17 protein-coding genes are annotated in these 19,154 nt (G+C 69.2%); 14 read left to right on the top strand and 3 right to left on the bottom strand.

Features of this window, described 5'->3' with window-relative positions; genetic code table 11:
• Positions 1-4 precede the first annotated feature (4 nt).
• Complete coding sequence (locus KA711_01515; GenBank protein ID MCM0607663.1) at positions 5-277, top strand: hypothetical protein; 273 nt, start codon at positions 5-7, stop codon at positions 275-277.
• Between the two features lie 22 nt (positions 278-299).
• Here the strand turns inward: KA711_01515 and KA711_01510 are convergent, their stop codons facing one another.
• Together KA711_01510 and uraH are read right to left on the bottom strand one after the other, a co-directional pair.
• Positions 300-1,514, bottom strand: a complete 1,215-nt coding sequence (locus tag KA711_01510) for a urate hydroxylase PuuD (protein MCM0607662.1) — start codon at positions 1,512-1,514, stop codon at positions 300-302.
• A 10-nt stretch (positions 1,515-1,524) separates the two neighbouring features.
• Positions 1,525-1,881, bottom strand: coding sequence for a hydroxyisourate hydrolase (gene uraH, locus KA711_01505; GenBank protein ID MCM0607661.1), 357 nt, complete (start codon positions 1,879-1,881; stop codon positions 1,525-1,527).
• Between the two features lie 92 nt (positions 1,882-1,973).
• Between uraH and KA711_01500 the strand changes: the two genes are divergently transcribed.
• From KA711_01500 to KA711_01480, 5 genes are all read left to right on the top strand, one after another.
• Complete coding sequence (locus KA711_01500; protein ID MCM0607660.1) at positions 1,974-2,759, top strand: GntR family transcriptional regulator; 786 nt, start codon at positions 1,974-1,976, stop codon at positions 2,757-2,759.
• A gap of 10 nt (positions 2,760-2,769) precedes the next feature.
• Positions 2,770-3,720: an allantoinase PuuE gene (puuE, locus tag KA711_01495; GenBank protein ID MCM0607659.1), complete on the top strand. Its 951-nt coding sequence runs from the start codon at positions 2,770-2,772 to the stop codon at positions 3,718-3,720.
• Positions 3,721-3,725: 5 nt separating this feature from the next.
• Positions 3,726-5,522 (top strand): 2-oxo-4-hydroxy-4-carboxy-5-ureidoimidazoline decarboxylase, encoded by a 1,797-nt coding sequence (uraD, locus tag KA711_01490; protein MCM0607658.1) that lies wholly within the window; start codon positions 3,726-3,728, stop codon positions 5,520-5,522.
• Complete coding sequence (locus KA711_01485; GenBank protein MCM0607657.1) at positions 5,519-6,754, top strand: M20/M25/M40 family metallo-hydrolase; 1,236 nt, start codon at positions 5,519-5,521, stop codon at positions 6,752-6,754. The genes uraD and KA711_01485 overlap by 4 nt, the downstream gene beginning before the upstream one ends.
• A gap of 138 nt (positions 6,755-6,892) precedes the next feature.
• On the top strand, positions 6,893-7,933 hold the full coding sequence (locus tag KA711_01480) for an ABC transporter substrate-binding protein (protein ID MCM0607656.1): 1,041 nt from the start codon (positions 6,893-6,895) through the stop codon (positions 7,931-7,933).
• A gap of 39 nt (positions 7,934-7,972) precedes the next feature.
• On the opposite strand, the gene KA711_01475 is transcribed toward KA711_01480, so the two are convergent.
• Complete coding sequence (locus tag KA711_01475) at positions 7,973-8,500, bottom strand: ABC transporter ATP-binding protein (protein MCM0607655.1); 528 nt, start codon at positions 8,498-8,500, stop codon at positions 7,973-7,975.
• 110 nt (positions 8,501-8,610) lie between these two features.
• On the opposite strand from KA711_01475, the gene KA711_01470 reads away from it, so the two are divergent.
• The 8 genes from KA711_01470 (at position 8,611) to KA711_01435 (ending at position 19,142) form a co-directional block, all read left to right on the top strand.
• The gene (locus KA711_01470; protein ID MCM0607654.1) at positions 8,611-9,435 is read left to right on the top strand and encodes an ABC transporter ATP-binding protein; all 825 of its coding nucleotides are present in this window, start codon (positions 8,611-8,613) and stop codon (positions 9,433-9,435) included.
• A gap of 19 nt (positions 9,436-9,454) precedes the next feature.
• Positions 9,455-10,225, top strand: a complete 771-nt coding sequence (locus KA711_01465) for an ABC transporter permease (protein MCM0607653.1) — start codon at positions 9,455-9,457, stop codon at positions 10,223-10,225.
• A gap of 25 nt (positions 10,226-10,250) precedes the next feature.
• Entirely contained in the window at positions 10,251-10,742 is a 492-nt protein-coding gene (locus KA711_01460) for a nucleoside deaminase (GenBank protein ID MCM0607652.1), read from the top strand.
• Between the two features lie 4 nt (positions 10,743-10,746).
• A complete protein-coding gene (locus tag KA711_01455) occupies positions 10,747-11,595 on the top strand; it encodes an urease accessory protein UreD (GenBank protein ID MCM0607651.1) in 849 nt (282 codons plus the stop codon).
• A gap of 204 nt (positions 11,596-11,799) precedes the next feature.
• Positions 11,800-14,604, top strand: coding sequence for a class I SAM-dependent DNA methyltransferase (locus tag KA711_01450; protein ID MCM0607650.1), 2,805 nt, complete (start codon positions 11,800-11,802; stop codon positions 14,602-14,604).
• The gene (locus KA711_01445) at positions 14,601-15,722 is read left to right on the top strand and encodes a DUF1016 family protein (protein MCM0607649.1); all 1,122 of its coding nucleotides are present in this window, start codon (positions 14,601-14,603) and stop codon (positions 15,720-15,722) included. Before KA711_01450 ends, KA711_01445 begins: the two co-directional genes overlap by 4 nt.
• Positions 15,719-17,914: a DEAD/DEAH box helicase gene (locus KA711_01440; protein MCM0607648.1), complete on the top strand. Its 2,196-nt coding sequence runs from the start codon at positions 15,719-15,721 to the stop codon at positions 17,912-17,914. The genes KA711_01445 and KA711_01440 overlap by 4 nt, the downstream gene beginning before the upstream one ends.
• Positions 17,907-19,142, top strand: coding sequence for a GIY-YIG nuclease family protein (locus KA711_01435; GenBank protein MCM0607647.1), 1,236 nt, complete (start codon positions 17,907-17,909; stop codon positions 19,140-19,142). The genes KA711_01440 and KA711_01435 overlap by 8 nt, the downstream gene beginning before the upstream one ends.
• Positions 19,143-19,154: the final 12 nt, after the last annotated feature.

The raw sequence follows: 19,154 nt of genomic DNA, 5'->3' as shown, positions 1-19,154 counted from the left end.
CGCGGTGAACAACCTGCAGCAAGCGACCGAGAAGATCTGCGAGCTCAAGGGCGGCCTGCTGGCGCTGGACGCCGTGGTGACGACCCTGATCACCGCCTTGCCCGAGGCCCAGCGCGCCACCATGTCCGAGGCCTTTGCGCGCCACTCCGAGATGGCGCGGGCCTTCTTGCTGAACGCACCGATCTCCGAGCACACCATCAGCGCCTACGAGCACGAGGTGCGGCGCTACGGCGCCTTGCTCGAGCCGGCTGACGCCCCGCCAGCGTCTGCGGGCTGAGCGGCCGGGGCCGATATCGCCCTCAGGGCCCGGGCGCGCCGGCCCTGAACCAGCGTCGGATCAGCTCGCGCTCTTCTTCGGTGATCTGCGTGGCGTTGTTCTGCGGCATCAGCCGCAGCACGACGCTCTGCTGATAAATCGCCTGCGCGTGCTGCTGCACCAGCTCGGGCGTGTGCAGTGCGACGTTCTTCTGCGCCACCACCGCGTTGTGGCACACCGCGCAACGTTGCTCGAGCACGGCCTTCAGCTCGGCATAAGTGGCCGGCGCGGCCGCCGCCGGTGCGGCAGGGCGCGGCGCGGGCTTGAGCGCCACCGCCAGGCCCAGCAGCAGCGCGGTGCCGACACCGGCGTACTCCCAAGGCACGCGCTTGCCGTGGACGAGCGCCTTGTGCCGCGCCACGAAGCTGTGGCGGATGAGCGCGCCTGCCAGCATCAGCACCACCAGCACCACCCAGTTCCATGCGCCCTGGTAGAGCCACCCATAGTGGTTGGACAGCATCGCGATCAGGACCGGCAGCGTGAAGTAGGTGTTGTGCACGCTGCGCTGCTTGGCACGCTGGCCGTGGATGGCCTGCACCGGCTGGCCGGCCTTCATCTGGGCGATCACCGTCTTCTGGCCGGGGATGATCCAGAAGAACACGTTGGCACTCATCGCCGTGGCCAGCATCGCCCCCACCAGCACAAAAGCCGCGCGGCCGGCGAACAGCTGGCAAGCCAGCCACGAGGCAAGCACCACGAACACCGTGACGGAGATGCCGACCTTCACGTCGCCGCCGACCTTGCCGGCCTTCTCGCCGAGCCAGCGGCACAGGCCGTCGTACAGCAGCCAGAACACGACGAGGAAGGCCAGTGCCGCCGTGACCGCCTGCCAGGGTGCGTCCCAGGCGAAGACCTGGCGGTCGATGAGAAAGGTTTCGGCGTTGAACAGGTACAGCACCGCGAAGAGCGCAAAACCCGTGAGCCAGGTGCTGTAGCTCTCCCAGAAGAACCAGTGCAGGTGCTCGGGCAGCGTCTTCGGCGCCACGAGGTACTTCTGCGGGTTGTAGAAGCCGCCGCCGTGCACGGCCCAGAGCTCGCCGTCCACGCCCAGGGCGTTGAGCTCGGGCGAGGTGGGCTTGACGAGGCTCGAGTCGAGGAAGACGAAGTAGAAGCTCGAGCCGATCCACGCGATGGCGACGATCACGTGCGCCCAGCGCAGCAGCAGATTGGCCCAGTCGAGCCAGTAGGTCAGGTCCATCAGGCTGTCTTCACGAGCCGCGGTAGGTGCTGTGGCTCCAGGGGCTCACGAGCAGTGGCACGTGGTAGGGCGCAGCGACGTCGGCGATGCCGAAGTCGAGCTGCACGGTGTCGATGAACGGCGGCTCCGGCAGCGACACGCCGCGCGCGCGAAAGTAGGGCGCCACCTCGAACAGCAGTCGCCAGCGGCCCGCGACCATGGCGTCGGCCTCCAGCAGCTTGCCTTCGGCGCGGCCGTCGGCGTTGAGGACGACGCGCTTGATGGTGTGGGCGCTGCCGTCGGGGGCCACGCGCTGCAGGGTGACGGCCATGCCGGCGGCCGGGCAGCCGTGGGCGGTGTCGAGGACGTGGGTGCTGAGGTGGCCCATGGCGGCTGCGGGGTGGCGGGCAACGCGGGTTGCCGCGGGGGTGTGGAAGGCCTGCAAAGTGTATACAGTCGGGTACACACGTCAACGCGCCGATGACCCGCAGCGCCACACCCTCCACCGGCCTCCATGGCATCCGCCCCACCGCAGTCCGGCCGCGCCGGGCTGCGGTGGGGCGTGCCGCCGCGCGGCGTGGCGCGGCCGGCGGCGCCCTGCCGGCGGCCGGCAGCACCCAGCGCATCGTCGACGCCGTCACCGCCGCCATCGTCGAGCGGCGGCTCATGCCCGGCACCAAGCTCGTGGAGCAGCAGCTGGCCGATCTCTTCAGGGTCAGCCGCACGCTGGTGCGCCAGGCCCTCAACCAGCTCAGCCGCGATCACCTGGTGGTGCTGGAGCCCGCGCGCGGCGCCTTCGTGGCGCGGCCCAGCGTCGACGAGGCGCGCCAGGTGTTCGAAGTGCGCCGCATGGTCGAGCAGCAGATGGTGAAGCAGCTGTGCGCCGTGATCACCGACCAGCAGCTGGCCCAGCTGCGCGAGCACCTGGCGCGCGAGGCCGACGCCGTGGCGCGCATCGATGTCGCCGGGCGCACGCGGCTGCTCGCCGACTTCCACGTCGTGCTGGCGCGCATGCTGGGCAACGAGGTCTTGGCGCAGCTGCTGGCCGACTTGCTGGCGCGCTGCTCGTTGATTGCCCTCATGTACCAGAGCGCCCATGGCGCCGGCCACTCGGCCGATGAGCACGTGGCCATCGTCGACGCCATTGCGCGGCGCGACGCCCGCGCCGCGGCGCGGCTGATGGACGGCCACCTCGGCAACGTCGAACGCAACCTGCAGCTGCACCCGCGCGGCGGCGACCTTGCCGCTGCGCTGGCGCCGGCCTGAACCGCAACGCATGAACACGCCTGCACGCTATCCCCGCGACCTCCTTGGCCATGGCCGCCATCCCCCGCATGCCCGGTGGCCCGGCCAGGCGCGTGTGGCCGTGCAGTTCGTGCTGAACTACGAGGAAGGCGGCGAGAACAGCGTGCTGCACGGCGATGCCGGGAGTGAGCAGTTCCTCTCGGAGATGGCCAACCCGCCGGCCTTCCCGGCGCGGCACCTCAGCATGGAGGGCATCTACGAGTACGGCAGCCGAGTCGGCGTGTGGCGCATCCTGCGCGAGTTCGAGCGGCGCGGCCTGCCGCTCACCGTGTTCGGCGTCGCCATGGCGCTGGAGCGCTGCCCCGAAGTGACCGCCGCCTTCGTCGAGTTGGGCCACGAGATCGCCTGCCATGGCTGGCGCTGGATCCACTACCAGAATGTGGACGAGGCCACCGAGCGCGAGCACCTGCAGCGCGGCATGGCCCTCATCGAGCGCATGACCGGCCAACGGCCCCTGGGCTGGTACACCGGCCGCGACAGCCCCAACACGCGCCGCCTCGTGGCCGACCACGGCGGCTTTGCCTACGACAGCGACTACTACGGCGACGATCTGCCCTTCTGGCTGCAGGTGCGCAAGACCGACGGCACGCTGGCGCCTCAGCTCGTGGTGCCCTACACGCTGGACTGCAACGACATGCGCTTCGCGCTGCCGCAGGGCTACAGCCACGGCGACGAGTTCTTCCAGTACCTGCGCGACGCCTTCGACGTGCACTACGCGGAAGGCCACGAGCGGCCCTCGATGATGAGCATCGGCATGCACTGCCGCCTGCTCGGCCGGCCCGGCCGCCTGCGCGCGCTGCAGCGCTTCCTCGATCATGTGCAGGCGCACGACCGCGTCTGGATCGCGCGGCGCATCGACATCGCGAACCACTGGCGTGCCGAACACCCGTTCGACCGCGCCACGGCCTTCGTGTGGGAGTGAGCGCCGTGGCGGCCACCGTGACCCTTGCGCAGATCAACGCCGCCGACGAAGCCGGCTTCGTGGCGCTGCTCGACGGCATCTACGAACACTCGCCGTGGATCGCCGCCGCGGCGCACCGTGCGCGTCCGGCGGGCGGCTTTGGCAGCCTGGCGGCGCTCAAGCACGCGCTGGTGCGGGCCGTGCGGGCCGCTGGACGCGAGGCGCAGCGGGGCCTGATCCGCGCCCACCCCGAACTGGCCGGCAAGGCCATGGTGGCCCGGTCGCTCACGGCCGAGAGCACCGACGAGCAGACACGCTCCGGCCTCACGCACTGCACGCCCGAGGAGTTCGCGCAGCTGCAGCAGCTCAACGCCGCCTACAACGCGAAGTTCGGCTGGCCCTTCATCCTGGCCGTGCGCGGGCCGCGTGGCGAGGGGCTCGCGCGCGGCGAGATCATCGCCACCTTCGCTCGGCGCCTGGCCGGCCACCCGGACTTCGAGTTCGCCGAGTGCCTGCGCCACATCCACCGCATCGCCGAGATCCGCCTGGCCGACCGCTTCGGCGAGCACCCGCTGCAGGGCCGCCGCGTGTGGGACTGGGCCGAGGATCTGGCCGCACACAGCGACCCTGGTTTTGCCGAGCAGGGGCAGCTCACCGTGACCTACCTCACCGCCGCGCACCAGACGGTGGCACGTCGGCTGCAAGGGTGGATGCGGGAGTGCGGCTTCGACGAGGTGACGGTGGACGCCGTGGGCAACGTGGTGGGCGTGTACCACGGCAGCGACCCGGCGGCGAAGCGCCTGATGACCGGCAGCCACTTCGACAGCGTGCGCAACGGCGGCAAGTACGACGGCCGCCTCGGCATCCTGGTGCCGATGGCCGTGGTGCGCGAGCTGGCCGCCACCGGACGCCGACTGCCCTTCGGCCTGGAGGTCGTGGGCTTTGCAGAAGAGGAAGGCCAGCGCTACAAGGCCACCTTCCTGTCCAGCGGCGCGCTGGTGGGCGCTTTCGACCCCGCCTGGCTGGATCAGCGCGATGCCGACGGCGTGTCGATGCGCGACGCGATGCAGGCCGCCGGCCTGCCCGGCACGCTGGCCGCGATCCAGGCACTGCGGCGAGACGCCGCGCGCTACCGGGGCTTCGTCGAGGTCCACATCGAGCAGGGCCCGGTGCTGAACGAGCTCGATCTTCCCTTGGGGGTGGTCACCAGCATCAACGGCAGCAAGCGCTTCCTCGGCGAGGTGCAGGGCGTGGCCAGCCACGCCGGCACCACGCCGATGGACCGGCGGCGCGACGCCGCCGCGGCGGTGGCCGAGCTGATCCTCTTCGTCGAGCGGCGTGCCGCCGCGGTGCCCGACTGCGTGGGCACCGTGGGCCTGCTGGAGGTGCCCGCCGGCAGCATCAACGTCGTGCCCGGTCGCTGCCGCTTCAGCCTGGATCTGCGCGCCACCACCGACGCCGCGCGCGACGCGTTGGCGCAAGACGTGACGGCCGAGCTCGGGCACATCTGCCAACGCCGCGGCCTGTCCTTCACGCTGGAGCCCACGCTCACGGCCGCCGCCGCGCCCAGTGATCCGGCCTGGCAGGCACGCTGGGAGCGTGCCGTGCAGGCCCTGGGATTGCCGGTCTTCCGCCTGCCCAGTGGCGCCGGGCACGACGCGATGAAGCTGCACGAAGCGATGCCGCAGGCCATGCTCTTTGTGCGCGGCGGCAACTCGGGCATCAGCCACAACCCGCTGGAAACCATCACCGCCGACGACGCCGAGCTGTGCGTGGCGGCCTTCCGCCACCTGCTGGCCGACCTGGCCGCCGACGCCTCATGAGCCACCCTGCCCACGCCCAGCTCGACGCCTGGGTCGCCGCCCACTTCGACGAGCAGGTGCGCTTCCTGCAGGCCCTGGTGCGCGTGCCCACCGACACGCCGCCCGGCCACAACGCCCCGCACGCCGAGCGCACCGCGGCGCTGCTGGCCGACATGGGCTACACGGCCGAGAAGCACCCGGTGCCGGCCTGGGCGCTGCAGGAGTACGGCCTGCAGTCCATCACCAACCTCATCGTGCGCCGGCGCTTCGGCGAAGGCGGCCCGGTGATCGCGCTCAACGCCCACGGCGACGTGGTGCCGCCGGGCGACGGCTGGACGCACGATCCCTACGGCGGCGAAGTCGCCGAAGGCCGGCTTTACGGCCGCGCCGCTGCCGTGAGCAAGAGCGACTTCTCCACCTACACCTTCGCGCTGCGCGCGCTGGAATCGCTGGGCCTCGTGAAGCGGGGCGCCGTCGAACTGCACTTCACCTACGACGAGGAGTTCGGCGGCGAGCTCGGCCCCGGCTGGCTGCTGAGCAACCAGCTCACCCGCCCGGATCTGCTCATCGCCGCCGGCTTCAGCTACCAGGTGGTCACCGCGCACAACGGCTGCCTGCAGCTGGAGCTGACGCTGCACGGCCTGGCCTCGCACGCCGCCTACCCGCACACCGGCGTGGACGCGCTGCAGGCCGCCAACCGCCTGCTCACGGCGCTGTACGAGCACAACCGCGTGCTGCGCACGCGCCGCAGCCAGGTGGCCGGCATCACGCACCCCTACCTGAACGTGGGCCGCATCGAAGGCGGCAGCAACACCAACGTCGTGCCCGGCAAGGTGGTGATCAAGCTCGACCGCCGCATGATCCCCGAGGAAGACGCCGCGCAGGTCGAGACCGAGGTGCGTGGCCTCATCGAAGCCGCCGTGGCGCTGTCGCCTGGCGTGCGCGTGGAGATCAAGCGCCTGCTGCTGGCGCACGCGCTGAAGCCGCTGCCCGGCAAGGCGCCGCTGGTGGCGGCCATCCAGCGCCACGGGCAGGCTGTGTTCGGCGAGCCCATCCCCGAAAGCGGCACGCCGCTGTACACCGATGTGCGCCTCTACGGCGAACACGGCGTGCCGGCCGTCATCTACGGGGCCGGCCCGCGCACGGTGCTGGAGAGCAACGCCAAGCGTGCCGACGAGCATGTGCAGCTCGCCGACCTCCAGCGCGCCACGCAGGTGATTGCGCGCACCTTGTTCGATCTGCTTTCCGAGTGAACGCCCCGATCGAGTGCCAACGGCCGCGTGGCGCTGCATCGTGGTGCAAGCCATTAGTCCATGTTGAGCATGGAACTTGCAGAATCAATCGGCCGTTCGTGTTTGACCTTCCCTTCTGACTCTGCCCGGAGCCCTGCCATGCCCTCGTTTGCCATCACCCGCCGTGCCGCCGCGTTGGCGGTGACCGCCGTTCTCGCCGCGCCGCTGGCGGCATGGGCCCAGACACCGATCAAGTTCCAGCTCGACTGGCGCTTCGAGGGCCCGTCGGCGCTCTTTCTGGCCAGCACCGCCAAGGGCTACTACAAGGCCGCGGGCCTGGACGTCACCATCGACGCCGGCAACGGCAGCGGCGGCACCGTCACGCGCGTGGCCGGTGGCGCCTACGACATGGGCTTTGCCGACATGGCGGCGCTGATGGAGTTCCACGCCAACAACCCCGACGTGCCCAACAAGCCGGTCGCGGTCATGATGGTCTACAACAACACCCCGGCGGCGGTGCTGGCGCTGCGCAAAAGCGGCATCACCAAGCCCGCCGATCTGAACGGCCGCAAGCTCGGCGCCCCGGGCTTCGACGCCGGCCGCAAGGCCTTCCCGATCTTCGCCAAGGCCAACAACATCAGCGGCGTGCAGTGGACGAGCATGGACCCGCCGCTGCGCGAGACCATGCTGGTGCGCGGCGACATCGAGGCCATCACCGGCTTCAGCTTCACCAGCCTGCTCAACCTCGAGGCCCGCGGCGTCAAGACGGAGGACATCGTCGTCATGCCCTACCCCGCGCACGGGGTCAAGCTCTACGGCAACGCCATCATCGCCAGCCCCCGGCTGATCCGCGAGAACCCCGCGGCGGTCAAGGCCTTCCTCAGCGCATTCCTCAAGGGCGCCCGCGAGGTGATCGCCAACCCCGATGCCTCGATCGAGTACGTGAAGGCGCGCGACGGCATCATCAACGTCGACCTCGAGAAGCGCCGCCTGCGCATGGCCATCGACGCCGTGGTGGCGAGCCCCGACGCACGGGCCGAGGGCTTCGGGGTCGTCAATCCCGGGCGTCTGGCGCTGATGGCTTCCCAGGTGTCCGATGCCTTCGGCACCAGGACGCGCATCGACCCGACCGCCGTCTGGATCGATACGCTGCTGCCGCCCAAGGCTGAGATGAACATCCTGCCGCCTGTGCGGCGCTGAAACGCGGCTTGCCGACCCCGGATGACGCCCGTGTCGTCTTCAGCGCCAGTCCCAGGACAGCTGCAGCATCAGGCCGGCGTCGCCCAGCAGGTGCACCGCGGCGGCGTTGCGGCGGTCGAACTGCCAGCCCAGGGTGAGCAGGCCTCCGGGCGCAAAGCCGTTGTGGTTGAGCGGCACCTTGTCCTCGTAGCGCCCGCGGTAGCCGTAGAGCAGGCCCCCGCTGATCTGCCCGAACAGCCCTGGTGGGCCGAAGGGCAGATCAAGCCGCCGCCCCACGTACAGGTAGGCGCTGGGCTGGCCAAAGGAGTTGCTGAAGCGCGACCCCCCGGCCAGCCACCCGTCCTTGCGCTGCCGCTCCAGGGCGATCGCAAGGACGCGCTGGTGCTCGTCGCTGTGGCGGAAGTGCGCCGTGTAGGGCGACACCGCCACGCGCCAGTGTGCCTGCGCGCGCCAGGCATCGCCGTCCAGCAAAGGGGAGGTGGGGTCGGCGGCGGCTCCGTGCTGCGCCAGCGCGAGAAGGACGGTGCCGAGTGCCGCCCGCAGGCCGGAGGTCAAGGTGAACTTCATCCGGCGATTGTCCCCAACCGCCTGCGCCGGCACCAGGTGCGGTGCATGAAGGCCGTGCGGATCCTGGGTTCCCTGCCGCATCCCGTCTCTTCCTTCAAGGCCCCGTCCCGATGAGCAGCTTCGTCGATTTCCGCAACGTCTGGCTGGCCTACAACGAGGAGCTGCTGGCGCAAGGCCAGTTCGCCGTCGAGGACATCAGCCTGCAGGTGAACGAGGGCGAGTTCATCGCCATCGTCGGCCCCTCGGGCTGCGGCAAGAGCACCTTCATGAAGCTGGCCACCGGCCTGCGCCGGCCCAGCCGGGGCACCGTCATCATCGACGGCAAGGAGGTCACCGGCCCGCTCAAGATCACCGGCATGGCCTTCCAGGCGCCGAGCCTGCTGCCTTGGCGCACCACGGTGCAGAACGTGATGCTGCCGCTGGAGATCGTCGAGCCCTACCGCAGCCAGTACAAGGCGAAGAAGAAGGAGTTCGAGGCCAAGGCGCGCGCCCTGCTGCAGAGCGTGGGCCTGGCCGGCTACGAGGACAAGTTTCCGTGGCAGTTGAGCGGCGGCATGCAGCAACGCGCCAGCATCTGCCGGGCCCTCGTGCACGAGCCCAAGATGCTGCTGCTCGACGAGCCCTTCGGCGCGCTCGACGCCTTCACGCGCGAAGAGCTGTGGTGCGCCCTGCGCGACCTGCACGCGGCGCAGAAGTTCAACGTCATCCTCGTCACGCACGACCTGCGCGAGAGCGTGTTCCTGGCCGACACCGTGTACTGCATGAGCCGCAGCCCGGGCCGCTTCGTCGTCAAGCGCGAGATCGACCTGCCGCGCCCGCGCGACCTGGAGGTCACCTACACGCCGCACTTCACCGACATCGTGCACGAGCTGCGCGGGCACATCGGCGCCTATCGCCACCCGATCGGCAAGGCCGGCGCCGCGGTGCCGCAGTAGGGCAGGGGGAGACCGCACCATGGTCGTGAGCAAGAACGTCGAACGCTGGTCGCCGTTGATCGTGCTGGCCATCGCGCTGCTGCTGTGGCAGCTCATCGTCGTGGGGTTCAAGATCCCCGACTTCATCTTCCCGAGCCCCTGGCAGATCGGCCAGCAGTTCATCGAGTTCAAGGGCCCGCTGCTGGAGGCCGCCTGGAAGACCTTCTGGGTGACGATGGTGGGCTTCGGCATCAGCATCGTCGTGGGTGTGCTGCTGGGCTTTCTCATCGGCAGCAGCCGGCTGGCCTACACCGCGCTGTACCCGCTGATGGTGGCCTTCAACGCCGTGCCCAAGGCCGCCGTGGTGCCCATCCTGGTGGTGTGGTTCGGCATCGGCCTGGGCCCCGGCATCCTCACGGCCTTCCTCATCAGCTTCTTCCCCATCACCGTGAACATCGCCACCGGCCTGGCGACGCTGGAGCCCGAGCTCGAAGACGTGCTGCGTGTGCTGGGCGCCAAGCGCTGGGACGTGCTGGTGAAGGTGGGCCTGCCGCGCTCCATGCCCTACTTCTACGGCTCGCTCAAGATCGCCATCACGCTGGCCTTCGTGGGCACCGTGCTGGCCGAGATGACGGCCGGCGACAGCGGCATCGGCTACCTCATGCAGAGCGCCGGCAGCCAGCAGCGCATGCCGCTGGCCTTTGCCGGCCTCGTGACCATCGGCGCCATGGCCATGGCCATGTACGAGCTGTTCAGCTGGGTCGAGAAGCGCACCACCGGCTGGGCGCACCGCGGCTCGCAGAACCACTGAGAGTGTGAGCTCACACTCTGAGGCCATGCCGCTGACGCCCGAGCAGACGCTGCGCCACCTGCGCGCCGCCAACGCGGTGGCCCAGGCCGCGCTGGCCAAGGGCAGGCATCCGTTCGGCGCCGTGCTCGTGGCGGCCGACGGCGAGACGGTGCTGCTGGAGCAGGGCAACGTCGACGGCGTCAACCACGCCGAGGCCGTGTTGGCCCGCGTGGCCGCGCACCGCTTCGACGCCGCCACCCTGTGGGGCTGCACGCTGGTGACCACCGTGGAGCCCTGCGCCATGTGCGCCGGCACGCAGTACTGGGCGCACATCGGGCAGCTGGTGTACGGCATGAGCGAGTCGCGCCTGCTGGCGATGACCGGCAACCACGCCGAGAACCCGACGCTGGATCTGCCCTGCCGCGAGGTGTTCGCGCGCGGGCAGAAGGCGATGCACGTGGTGGGGCCGGTGGCCGAGGTGGAAGAGGAGATCGCGGCGCTGCACCGCGACTTCTGGCGCAGCCACGGACCGGGCTGAGGCCATGCCCGCGGGCTGGCACGCGCGGCTCGCGCTGCGCTACTGGAACGACACCGGCACCACGCGTGCGCACGACCTGCACGAAGGCCCGTTGCGCGTGCTGCAGCGCCTGTACCCCGAGGGCCCCGGCATCTGCCACCACGTGGTGGTGCACCCGCCGGGCGGCATCGTCGGTGGCGACCGTTTGGAACTCAAGGCCACGCTCGGCGAGGGCAGCCACGCCGTGCTCACCACGCCCGGCGCGGCACGCCACTACCGCAGCGAGGGCGCGCCCGGCACACAGCAGGTGCGCCTGGCCCTGGACGGCGGCGCGCGGCTGGAATGGCTGCCGATGGAGGCCATCGCCTACAGCGGCTGCCTGGCCGACAACCGTCTCGAGCTGGCGCTCAAGCCGGGCGCGCAGATGATCGGCTGGGACGTGCTCGCGCTCGGCCTGCCGGCCTCGAACCAGCCCTTCGAGGCCGGCGCGGTGCAGCAGCACCTGGCGCTGCCGGGCCACTGGCTGGAGCGCGGGCGCATCGCGGCCGACGACCGGCTGCTGCGCGAATCGCCGCTGGGCCTGGGCGGCGCCCGCGTGCTGGCCACCGCCTGGTGGGCCGAGGGCGAGCCCATCGCGCGCGAGCGCCGCCAGCGCCTGCTGGATGTGGCGCGCGAGCACACCGAGCCGCTGGCGCCCGTGCCCGGCGCGTCGCTGCGGGCCGGCGTGACCGCGCCGCACGAGCGCGTGATCGTGCTGCGCGCCCTGGCCCAGCGCGTGGAGCCCGCCATGCAGCTGCTGCAGCGCGTGCGCGCCGCCTGGCGCGCCGAGGCCTGGGGCCTGGCGGCCGAGCCGCCGCGCATCTGGCGCACCTGAGGCCGCGGCCGGGAGTTCCACGCCGCCCCCGTGCGGGGGTGTCTTTGCCTGTAGCCGTCAGAGCTGTATGTTCATACAGTTCTCATCCCCGCCGCCGCCCAAAGCTGCCACTGCGTGAACGCCCCCAGCCTCCCCGTGCCCTGGCCAGGCCCGCGCGGCCCGGTTGCTACGATGCCGCCGCGCCTGAGGAGCGCGCGCATCGCCATGAACGCCGTAGAAATCGAACAAGCCATCTCCGACCTGGCGCTTCAGCCCTTCGACGCGGCCGAGTTCCCCTTTGCCTTCCTGGCCGCCTTCGGCAATAAGGACACCACGCTCAAGCGCCTGCGCAGTGGCAACAGCAACGCGTCGGATGTGCCCGGCGGCCTGCTGCAGCGCAACCACATCCACATCGCCACCGGCCCGGCCGGCAGCACCGGGCCCAGTCTGCAGGCGCTGCGCAGCAGCCCCGCCACCGCCAAGGCCAAGGCGCGCTTCCTCGTGGCCGCCGACGGCCACACGCTGGAGGCCGAAGACCGCAGCACCGGCGAAACCATCGCCTGCGCCTACGCCGACTTCGCCAACCACTTCGGGTTCTTCCTGCCGCTGGCCGGCATCTCCACCATCCAGGAGATCAAGGACAACCCCATCGACGTGCGCGCCACCGGGCGCCTGAACAAGCTGTACGTCGAACTCCTGCGCGAGAACCCCGCCTGGGCCACGGCCGAGCGCCGAGCCGACATGAACCACTTCATGGCGCGGCTCATCTTCTGCTTCTTTGCCGAAGACACCGACATCTTCAACGGCACGGGCCTGTTCACCCGCACGATCGAGCAGTTCACCGAGCGCGACGGCGGCAACGTGCACACGGTGATGGCCGAACTGTTCCGCGCCATGAACGTCAAGCCGGCCGACCGCGCCGCCGCCGGCCTGCGCCCCTGGGCTGACCAGTTTCCCTACGTGAACGGCGGCCTGTTCTCGGGCAGCCCCGAGGTGCCGCGCTTCACGCGCATGGCGCGCAGCTACCTGCTGCACGCCGGCACGCTGAACTGGAAGCAGATCAACCCCGACATCTTCGGCAGCATGATCCAGGCCGTGGCCGACGACGCCGAGCGCGGCGAACTCGGCATGCACTACACCAGCGTGCCCAACATCCTGAAGGTGTTGAACCCGCTGTTCCTGGACGACTTGCGCGCGCAACTGGCCGCCGCGGGCGACAACAAGATCAAGCTGCTCAACCTGCGCAAGCGCCTGAGCCGCATTCGCGTGTTTGATCCGGCTTGCGGCAGCGGCAACTTCCTCGTCATCGCCTACAAGCAGATGCGCGAGATCGAGGCCGAGATCAACCGCCGCCGCGGCGAAACGCACCTGAAGAGCGAGATCCCGCTCACCAACTTTCGCGGCATCGAGCTGCGCGACTTTCCGGCCGAGATTGCGCGGCTGGCGCTGATCATTGCCGAGTTCCAGTGCGACGTGCTGTACCGCGGGCAGAAGGATGCGCTGGCGGAGTTTCTGCCGCTGGATGCGGAGAACTGGATTGTTTGTGGGAATGCGTTGCGGCTGGATTGGTTGGCGCTGATGGACGTCCACGGATTTGGGGTGAAGCTGGTTGCCGACGACTTGTTTGGCACGCGACTTGAACAAGGCGAGATCGAATTCGAGAGTGCGCCGGGCGAGACCTACATCTGCGGCAACCCGCCTTACGTTGGCAGCAGCTTGCAGGTCGAGTCGCAGAAGGCTGACCTGGAGGACCAGTTCGGTCACGTTCTGGAGTCCTGGAGAAACCTCGACTACATCGCCGGTTGGTTCTTCAAGGCGGCTCAGTTCGTTCAGGCCGTCGGTGGAGACTTTGCGTTTGTCAGCACCAACTCGATCTGCCAAGGCCAGCAGGTTCCGCTGCTGTGGCCTCTCATGTTTCGGCACGAGGTTCAGATTCACTTCGCCCACACTTCATTCAAGTGGTCGAATCTGGCCGCTTCAAACGCCGGTGTGACCGTGGTGATCGTGGGAGGTACGACGCGAACTATCGCAAGCCGAACCCTTTTTTCTGAGGACGACTCAGGTGCTCCGATTCGGCGCAGTGTGGAACGAATCAACGCCTACTTGGTCGCCAGCGCTGATGTCATTGTTGAGCCGGCAAGCCGCGCGTCCGACGGGCGTGGACTCATGCTCAAGGGCAACATGCCTTCTGACGGCGGGCATCTTGTGCTGTCTGCTGAAGAACGGCGGATGATGATTTTCGACGACGCGGGCGCAGCCGAGTTCATCTACGGTTACTGCGGTTCGCACGAGTTGATCCATAACGACATGCGCTACTGTTTGTGGATCGAAGACGAAGACTTGTATAGAGCATCGAGCGTCTTGCAGATTCGTTCTCGCCTCGACGGTGTGCGCAGCTTTCGAGAGTCTGCGAAGGCTGCAACGACGCGGCCGTTTGCCCAGTTCCCAAATAGGTTTCGGCAGATTCAGTCCGTCGCCAACGCTTACTCGATCGTGGTCCCAAGCCACTCTTCAGAAATTCGCAGCAGCCTGCCGATAGGCCTACTGCCAAAGCAGTTCATCGTTTCGAATGCCGCTCTGGTGATCTACGACGCCCCCCTCTGGAATCTCGCCCTCATCGCCAGCCGCCTCCACCTCGTCTGGATCGCCACCGTCTGCGGCAAGCTGAAGACCGATTTCCGCTACTCCAACACCCTCGGCTGGAACACCTTCCCCGTGCCGCTGCTCACAGAGCAGAACAAGGCCGACCTCACGCGCTGCGCCGAGAACATCCTGCTCGCCCGTGAAGTGCATTTCCCGGCCACCATCGCCGAGCTCTACGACCCCAAGGCCATGCCCGAGAACCTGCGGCAGGCCCACGCGCAGAACGACGAAGTGCTCGAACGCATCTACATCGGCCGCCGCTTCAAGAACGACACCGAGCGGCTCGAAAAGCTGTTCGAGCTGTACACGAAGATGACCGCGGCCGCCGCCGCGGGTGCGCCCAAGGTGCCGCCCGCCAAGAAGGCCACCCGAAAGGCGCGCGCATGAGCAAGCCAAAGCCCAAGGCATCACCCGCGCCGCCGCCCGAACGGCCTGCGGGCCTGATCCCGCAGCCGATGGGGTATGCCGACTGGCTGGCCGAGCTGAAGAGCCGCATCCACAGCGCCCAGCAACGCGCCACGCTGGCGGTCAACCAGGAACTGGTGTTGCTGTATTGGCAGATCGGGCGCGACATCCTGGCGCGGCAGTTGGAGCAGGGCTGGGGCAGCAAAGTCATCGACCGCCTGGCGCACGACCTGCGCACCGCCTTCCCCGGCATGCAGGGCTTCTCGCCGCGCAACCTGAAATACATGCGCGCGTTTGCCGACGCCTGGCCGGACGGCGAATTTGTGCAGCAGGCCGTTGCACGATTGCCCTGGGGCCACAACCTCGTGCTGCTGGACAAGCTGCCGGGCCCAGGAACCCGGAGCTGGTACGCCGCCAAGGCGCTTGAGCACAACTGGTCGCGCAACGTGCTGGCGATGCACATCGAGGCGCGCCTTCTGGAGCGAAGCGGCGCGGCAGACACCAACTTTCCAGCCACCTTGCCTGCACCGCAGTCCGACCTGGCCCGCGAGTCCATCAAGGACCCGTACCGCTTCGACTTCCTGGGCCTGAGCGACGAAGCGCCGGAGCGGGCGATCGAACACGCGCTGGTGCGCCACGTCACTGAGTTCCTGCTGGAACTGGGTGCGGGCTTTGCGTTCGTGGGCCGCCAGGTGCTGCTCGACGTGGCCGGCGACGAGTTCTTCATCGACCTGCTTTTCTACCACCTCAAGCTGCGCTGCTACGTGGTGATCGAGCTCAAGGCCGGCAAGTTCAAGCCCGAGCACCTGGGCCAGCTGAGCTTCTACCTCACGGCGGTGGACGCGCAGATCAAGCACCCGCAAGACGGCCCCACCATCGGCCTGCTGCTGTGCAAGGGCAAGAACAAGGTGGTGGCCGAGTACGCGCTGCGCAGCCATGTGCAGCCGCTGGGCGTGGCTGAGTACCAACTGGTCGAATCCTTGCCGCCGGAGCTGCAGACCAGCCTGCCGAGCATCGAGCAGATCGAACGTGAACTGGGCGGTGGCGGTGGTGGTGACGCCCGCGCCGCCCGCCCGCCCGCCGAAGACGACACGCCATGAACCACGCTTCCCATACGGCCGCCGTGCCGTCGGTCTCTATCGCCACGGCGCGCACTGGCGCCTCGGCCCGCGCCAACGAGCTGGGTATGCGCGCCATGCAGGAGCGCGTCTGGGCCCGGCGGGGCGAGCAGTACCTGCTGATCAAGTCGCCGCCGGCTTCGGGCAAGAGCCGGGCGCTGATGTTCATTGCGCTCGACAAGCTGCACAACCAGGGGCTGAAGCAGGCCCTGGTGGTGGTGCCGGAGCGCTCCATCGGCGGCAGCTTTGCCGACGAGCTGCTCACGCGCGACGGTTTCTTCTGGGACTGGACGGTGGCGCCGCAGTGGAACCTGTGCAACGCACCGGGCGTGGACGAGCCGCGCGTGGCGCGCTCCAAGGTGGAGGCGGTGCGCCAGTTCCTGGCCAGCAGCGACCGCGTGTTGGTGTGTACCCACGCCACCTTCCGCTTTGCGGTGGAGGAGCTGGGCCTGGAGGCCTTTGACGGGCGCCTGATCGCGGTGGACGAGTTCCACCACGTCTCGGCCAACCCCGACAACAAGCTCGGCAGCCAGCTCGGCGCCTTCATCGCCCGCGACCGCGTGCACCTGGTGGCGATGACAGGCTCGTACTTCCGCGGCGACAGCGAGGCGGTGCTGTCACCGGCCGACGAGGGCCGCTTCGAGACGGTGACCTACACCTACTACGAGCAGCTCAACGGCTACCGCTGGCTCAAGAGCCTGGACATCGGCTACTTTTTCTACACCGGCCGCTACGTCGATGCCGTGGCAAAGGTGCTGGACCCGGCGCTCAAGACCATCGTGCACATCCCGAGCGTGAACGCGCGCGAGAGCCTCAAGGACAAGCAGCGCGAGGTCGACGAGATCCTGCACGCCCTGGGCACCTGGCAGGGCATCGACGAGGCGACGGGCTTCCACCGCATCGCCGGCCGCGACGGGCGCACGCTGAAGGTGGCCGACCTGGTGGACGACACCGACCCCGCGCGCCGCGCCCGCGTGCTGGGCGCGCTGAAAGACCCGGCCCACAAGAACGACCGCGAGCACGTGGACGTGATCGTGGCGCTGGGCATGGCCAAGGAGGGCTTCGACTGGATCTGGTGCGAGCACGCGCTGACCATCGGCTACCGCAGCAGCCTCACGGAAGTGGTGCAGATCATCGGCCGCGCCACGCGCGATGCACCGGGCAAGGAGCGCGCGCGCTTCACCAACCTCATCGCCGAGCCGGCGGCCGAGCAGTCGGCGGTGGCCGAGGCGGTGAACGACATGCTCAAGGCCATCTCGGCCAGCCTGCTGATGGAGCAGGTGCTGGCGCCGCGCTACGAGTTCACGCCGCGTAACGCGGGCGCGCAGGAAGGCTTCGACTACGGGCCTGACGGCTACGTGGCCGGCGGCAAGAACCTGGGGGTGAACAAGGAGACCGGCGAGGTCCACATCGAGATCAACGGCCTGGCCAAGCCGCGCAGCCGCGAGGGCCAGCGCATCTGCAAGGAAGACCTCAACGAGGTGATCGCCGCCTTCATCCAGGACAAGCCGGCACTGGAGCGCGGCACGCTGGACAAGGAGAACACCATCGCCGAGGAGCTGACCATCGAGCGCCTGGGCAAGATCGTGCGCGAGCGCTACCCCGAGCTGAGCGAGCCCGACCAGGAGGCGGTGCGCCAGCACGCCATCGCCGTGATCAACATCACCCAGCAGGCCAAGCTGGCGCTGGAGCCCGGCGAGCCTTCGCCGCAGCCCACGCCGGGCACCCCTGGCGGCACGGGCGGCACCCCGGGAGGCAGCACGGGCGGGGAGGGCAGCACCGCCAAGGCCAACACCGACCTGATCGACGGCGTACGGCGCTTCATCAACGTGCGCGACTTGGACATCGACCTCATCGACCGCATCAACCCTTTTGAAGCTGCCTACGCCGTGCTGGCCAAGGCCATGGACGAAGGCTCGCTGCGCCAGATCCAGGCCAGCATTGCCGGCAAGAACGTGAAGATCGGCGAAGACGAAGCGCGCGAGCTGGCGCGGCGTGCGCTGCAGTTCAAGGCCGAGCGGGGGCGGCTGCCGGAAATCCAGTCGGGCGACGCCTGGGAGCGCCGCATGGCCGAGGGCGTGGCGGCGTTTGCCCGCTACCGCGCACAAGCCAAGGAAGCGGCGGCACGCGCCGCGGCGGCCTCACCGGCACCGGGGAGCACCGACCATGGCTGACCTGGACGATGACGAGCTGCTCGACGCGCTGGGCGTCGAGCTGCCCTCGGCCAAGGCCGGCGGGCGCACGCCGCGCGAGGATCGCATCGTCGCGGGCTTCGAGGACATCCTGCGTTTCCACCAGGCCCACGGCCATGCACCGCGCCACGGCGAGGGTGGCGACATCTTCGAGCGCCTGTACGCGGTGCGGCTGGACCGCCTGCGTCAATTGCCCGAGGCCCGTGGGCTGCTGGCCGAGCTGGATGCGCCAGGCTTGCTCTCGGCTGATGGTGCCTTGCCCGCGGACGTGGATGCCCTGGACGAAGACGCCTTGCTGACTGAACTGGGCGTGGCCAGCAACCCAGCGAACGAACGCGACATCACGGTGCTGCGCCATGTGCGCCCGCACACGGCGCGGCAGGCGGCGGACGAGATCGCCGAGCGCACGCCCTGTGCCGACTTCGAGCGCTTCCAGGCGCTTTTCGAGCGCGTGCAGCGCGAGCTGGCCGATGGCCTGCGCCAGCTACGACCGTTCAAGGGCGAGGCCAGCGTCGAGGAAGGCCACTTCTTCGTCGTGGGCGGTCAATTCGCCTACGTGGCCCACAAGGGCGAGCCCTTCGAGACCAGCAGCGGCCAGCCCGACGCGCGGCTGCGGCTCATCTACGGCAACGGCACCGAGAGCAACCTGCTGATGCGCTCGCTGCAGCGCGCGCTGACGCAAGACGGCAACGGCCGGCGCGTGAGCGAGCCCGATGCCGGCCCCTTGTTCGCCCCGCCACCCGGGCCGCAGTTCGGCGATGCGGCCGAGCCGGATGACATTGCCACCGGCACCATCTACGTTTTGCGGAGCCATTCACGGCACCCGTTCGTGACCGAGCACCGCGCGCTGATTCACAAGATCGGCGTCACCGGCGGCAGCGTGCAGGCGCGCATCGCCGGGGCTGAAAGCGATGCCACCTACTTGTTGGCGCCGGTGGAGGTGGTGGCCGAGTACAGCCTGCACAACCTGAGCCGCACCCGGATGGAGGTGCTGTTTCACCGCTTGTTCGGGCTGGCCCAGCTCGACATCACCATCGAAGACCGCTTCGGCACGCCGGTGAAGCCGCGCGAGTGGTTCGTGGTGCCGCTGCACGTGATCGACGAGGCGGTGGCGCGCATCCGCGACGGGTCCATCACGGGTTGCGCCTACGACCCGCAGACGGCCACGCTGGAGCGTGGTGCTGCCATCTCAACAGCCAAGACCCAGTAGGGTCGCCGCGCC

This window comes from Ideonella sp. WA131b (genome assembly GCA_023657425.1).
Classification (GTDB): Bacteria; Pseudomonadota; Gammaproteobacteria; order Burkholderiales; family Burkholderiaceae_C; genus Rubrivivax.
This window is presented reverse-complemented; position numbering and strand designations above follow the sequence as displayed.

Coding starts and splice junctions, on each gene's coding strand:
- KA711_01510 (MCM0607662.1), bottom strand. CDS start 1,514: ATGGACCTGACCTACTGGCTCGACTGGGCCAATCTGCTGCTGCGCTGG.
- uraH (MCM0607661.1), bottom strand. CDS start 1,881: ATGGGCCACCTCAGCACCCACGTCCTCGACACCGCCCACGGCTGCCCG.
- KA711_01500 (MCM0607660.1), top strand. CDS start 1,974: ATGACCCGCAGCGCCACACCCTCCACCGGCCTCCATGGCATCCGCCCC.
- puuE (MCM0607659.1), top strand. CDS start 2,770: ATGAACACGCCTGCACGCTATCCCCGCGACCTCCTTGGCCATGGCCGC.
- KA711_01485 (MCM0607657.1), top strand. CDS start 5,519: ATGAGCCACCCTGCCCACGCCCAGCTCGACGCCTGGGTCGCCGCCCAC.
- KA711_01480 (MCM0607656.1), top strand. CDS start 6,893: ATGCCCTCGTTTGCCATCACCCGCCGTGCCGCCGCGTTGGCGGTGACC.
- KA711_01475 (MCM0607655.1), bottom strand. CDS start 8,500: ATGAAGTTCACCTTGACCTCCGGCCTGCGGGCGGCACTCGGCACCGTC.
- KA711_01470 (MCM0607654.1), top strand. CDS start 8,611: ATGAGCAGCTTCGTCGATTTCCGCAACGTCTGGCTGGCCTACAACGAG.
- KA711_01465 (MCM0607653.1), top strand. CDS start 9,455: ATGGTCGTGAGCAAGAACGTCGAACGCTGGTCGCCGTTGATCGTGCTG.
- KA711_01460 (MCM0607652.1), top strand. CDS start 10,251: ATGCCGCTGACGCCCGAGCAGACGCTGCGCCACCTGCGCGCCGCCAAC.
- KA711_01455 (MCM0607651.1), top strand. CDS start 10,747: ATGCCCGCGGGCTGGCACGCGCGGCTCGCGCTGCGCTACTGGAACGAC.
- KA711_01450 (MCM0607650.1), top strand. CDS start 11,800: ATGAACGCCGTAGAAATCGAACAAGCCATCTCCGACCTGGCGCTTCAG.
- KA711_01445 (MCM0607649.1), top strand. CDS start 14,601: ATGAGCAAGCCAAAGCCCAAGGCATCACCCGCGCCGCCGCCCGAACGG.
- KA711_01440 (MCM0607648.1), top strand. CDS start 15,719: ATGAACCACGCTTCCCATACGGCCGCCGTGCCGTCGGTCTCTATCGCC.
- KA711_01435 (MCM0607647.1), top strand. CDS start 17,907: ATGGCTGACCTGGACGATGACGAGCTGCTCGACGCGCTGGGCGTCGAG.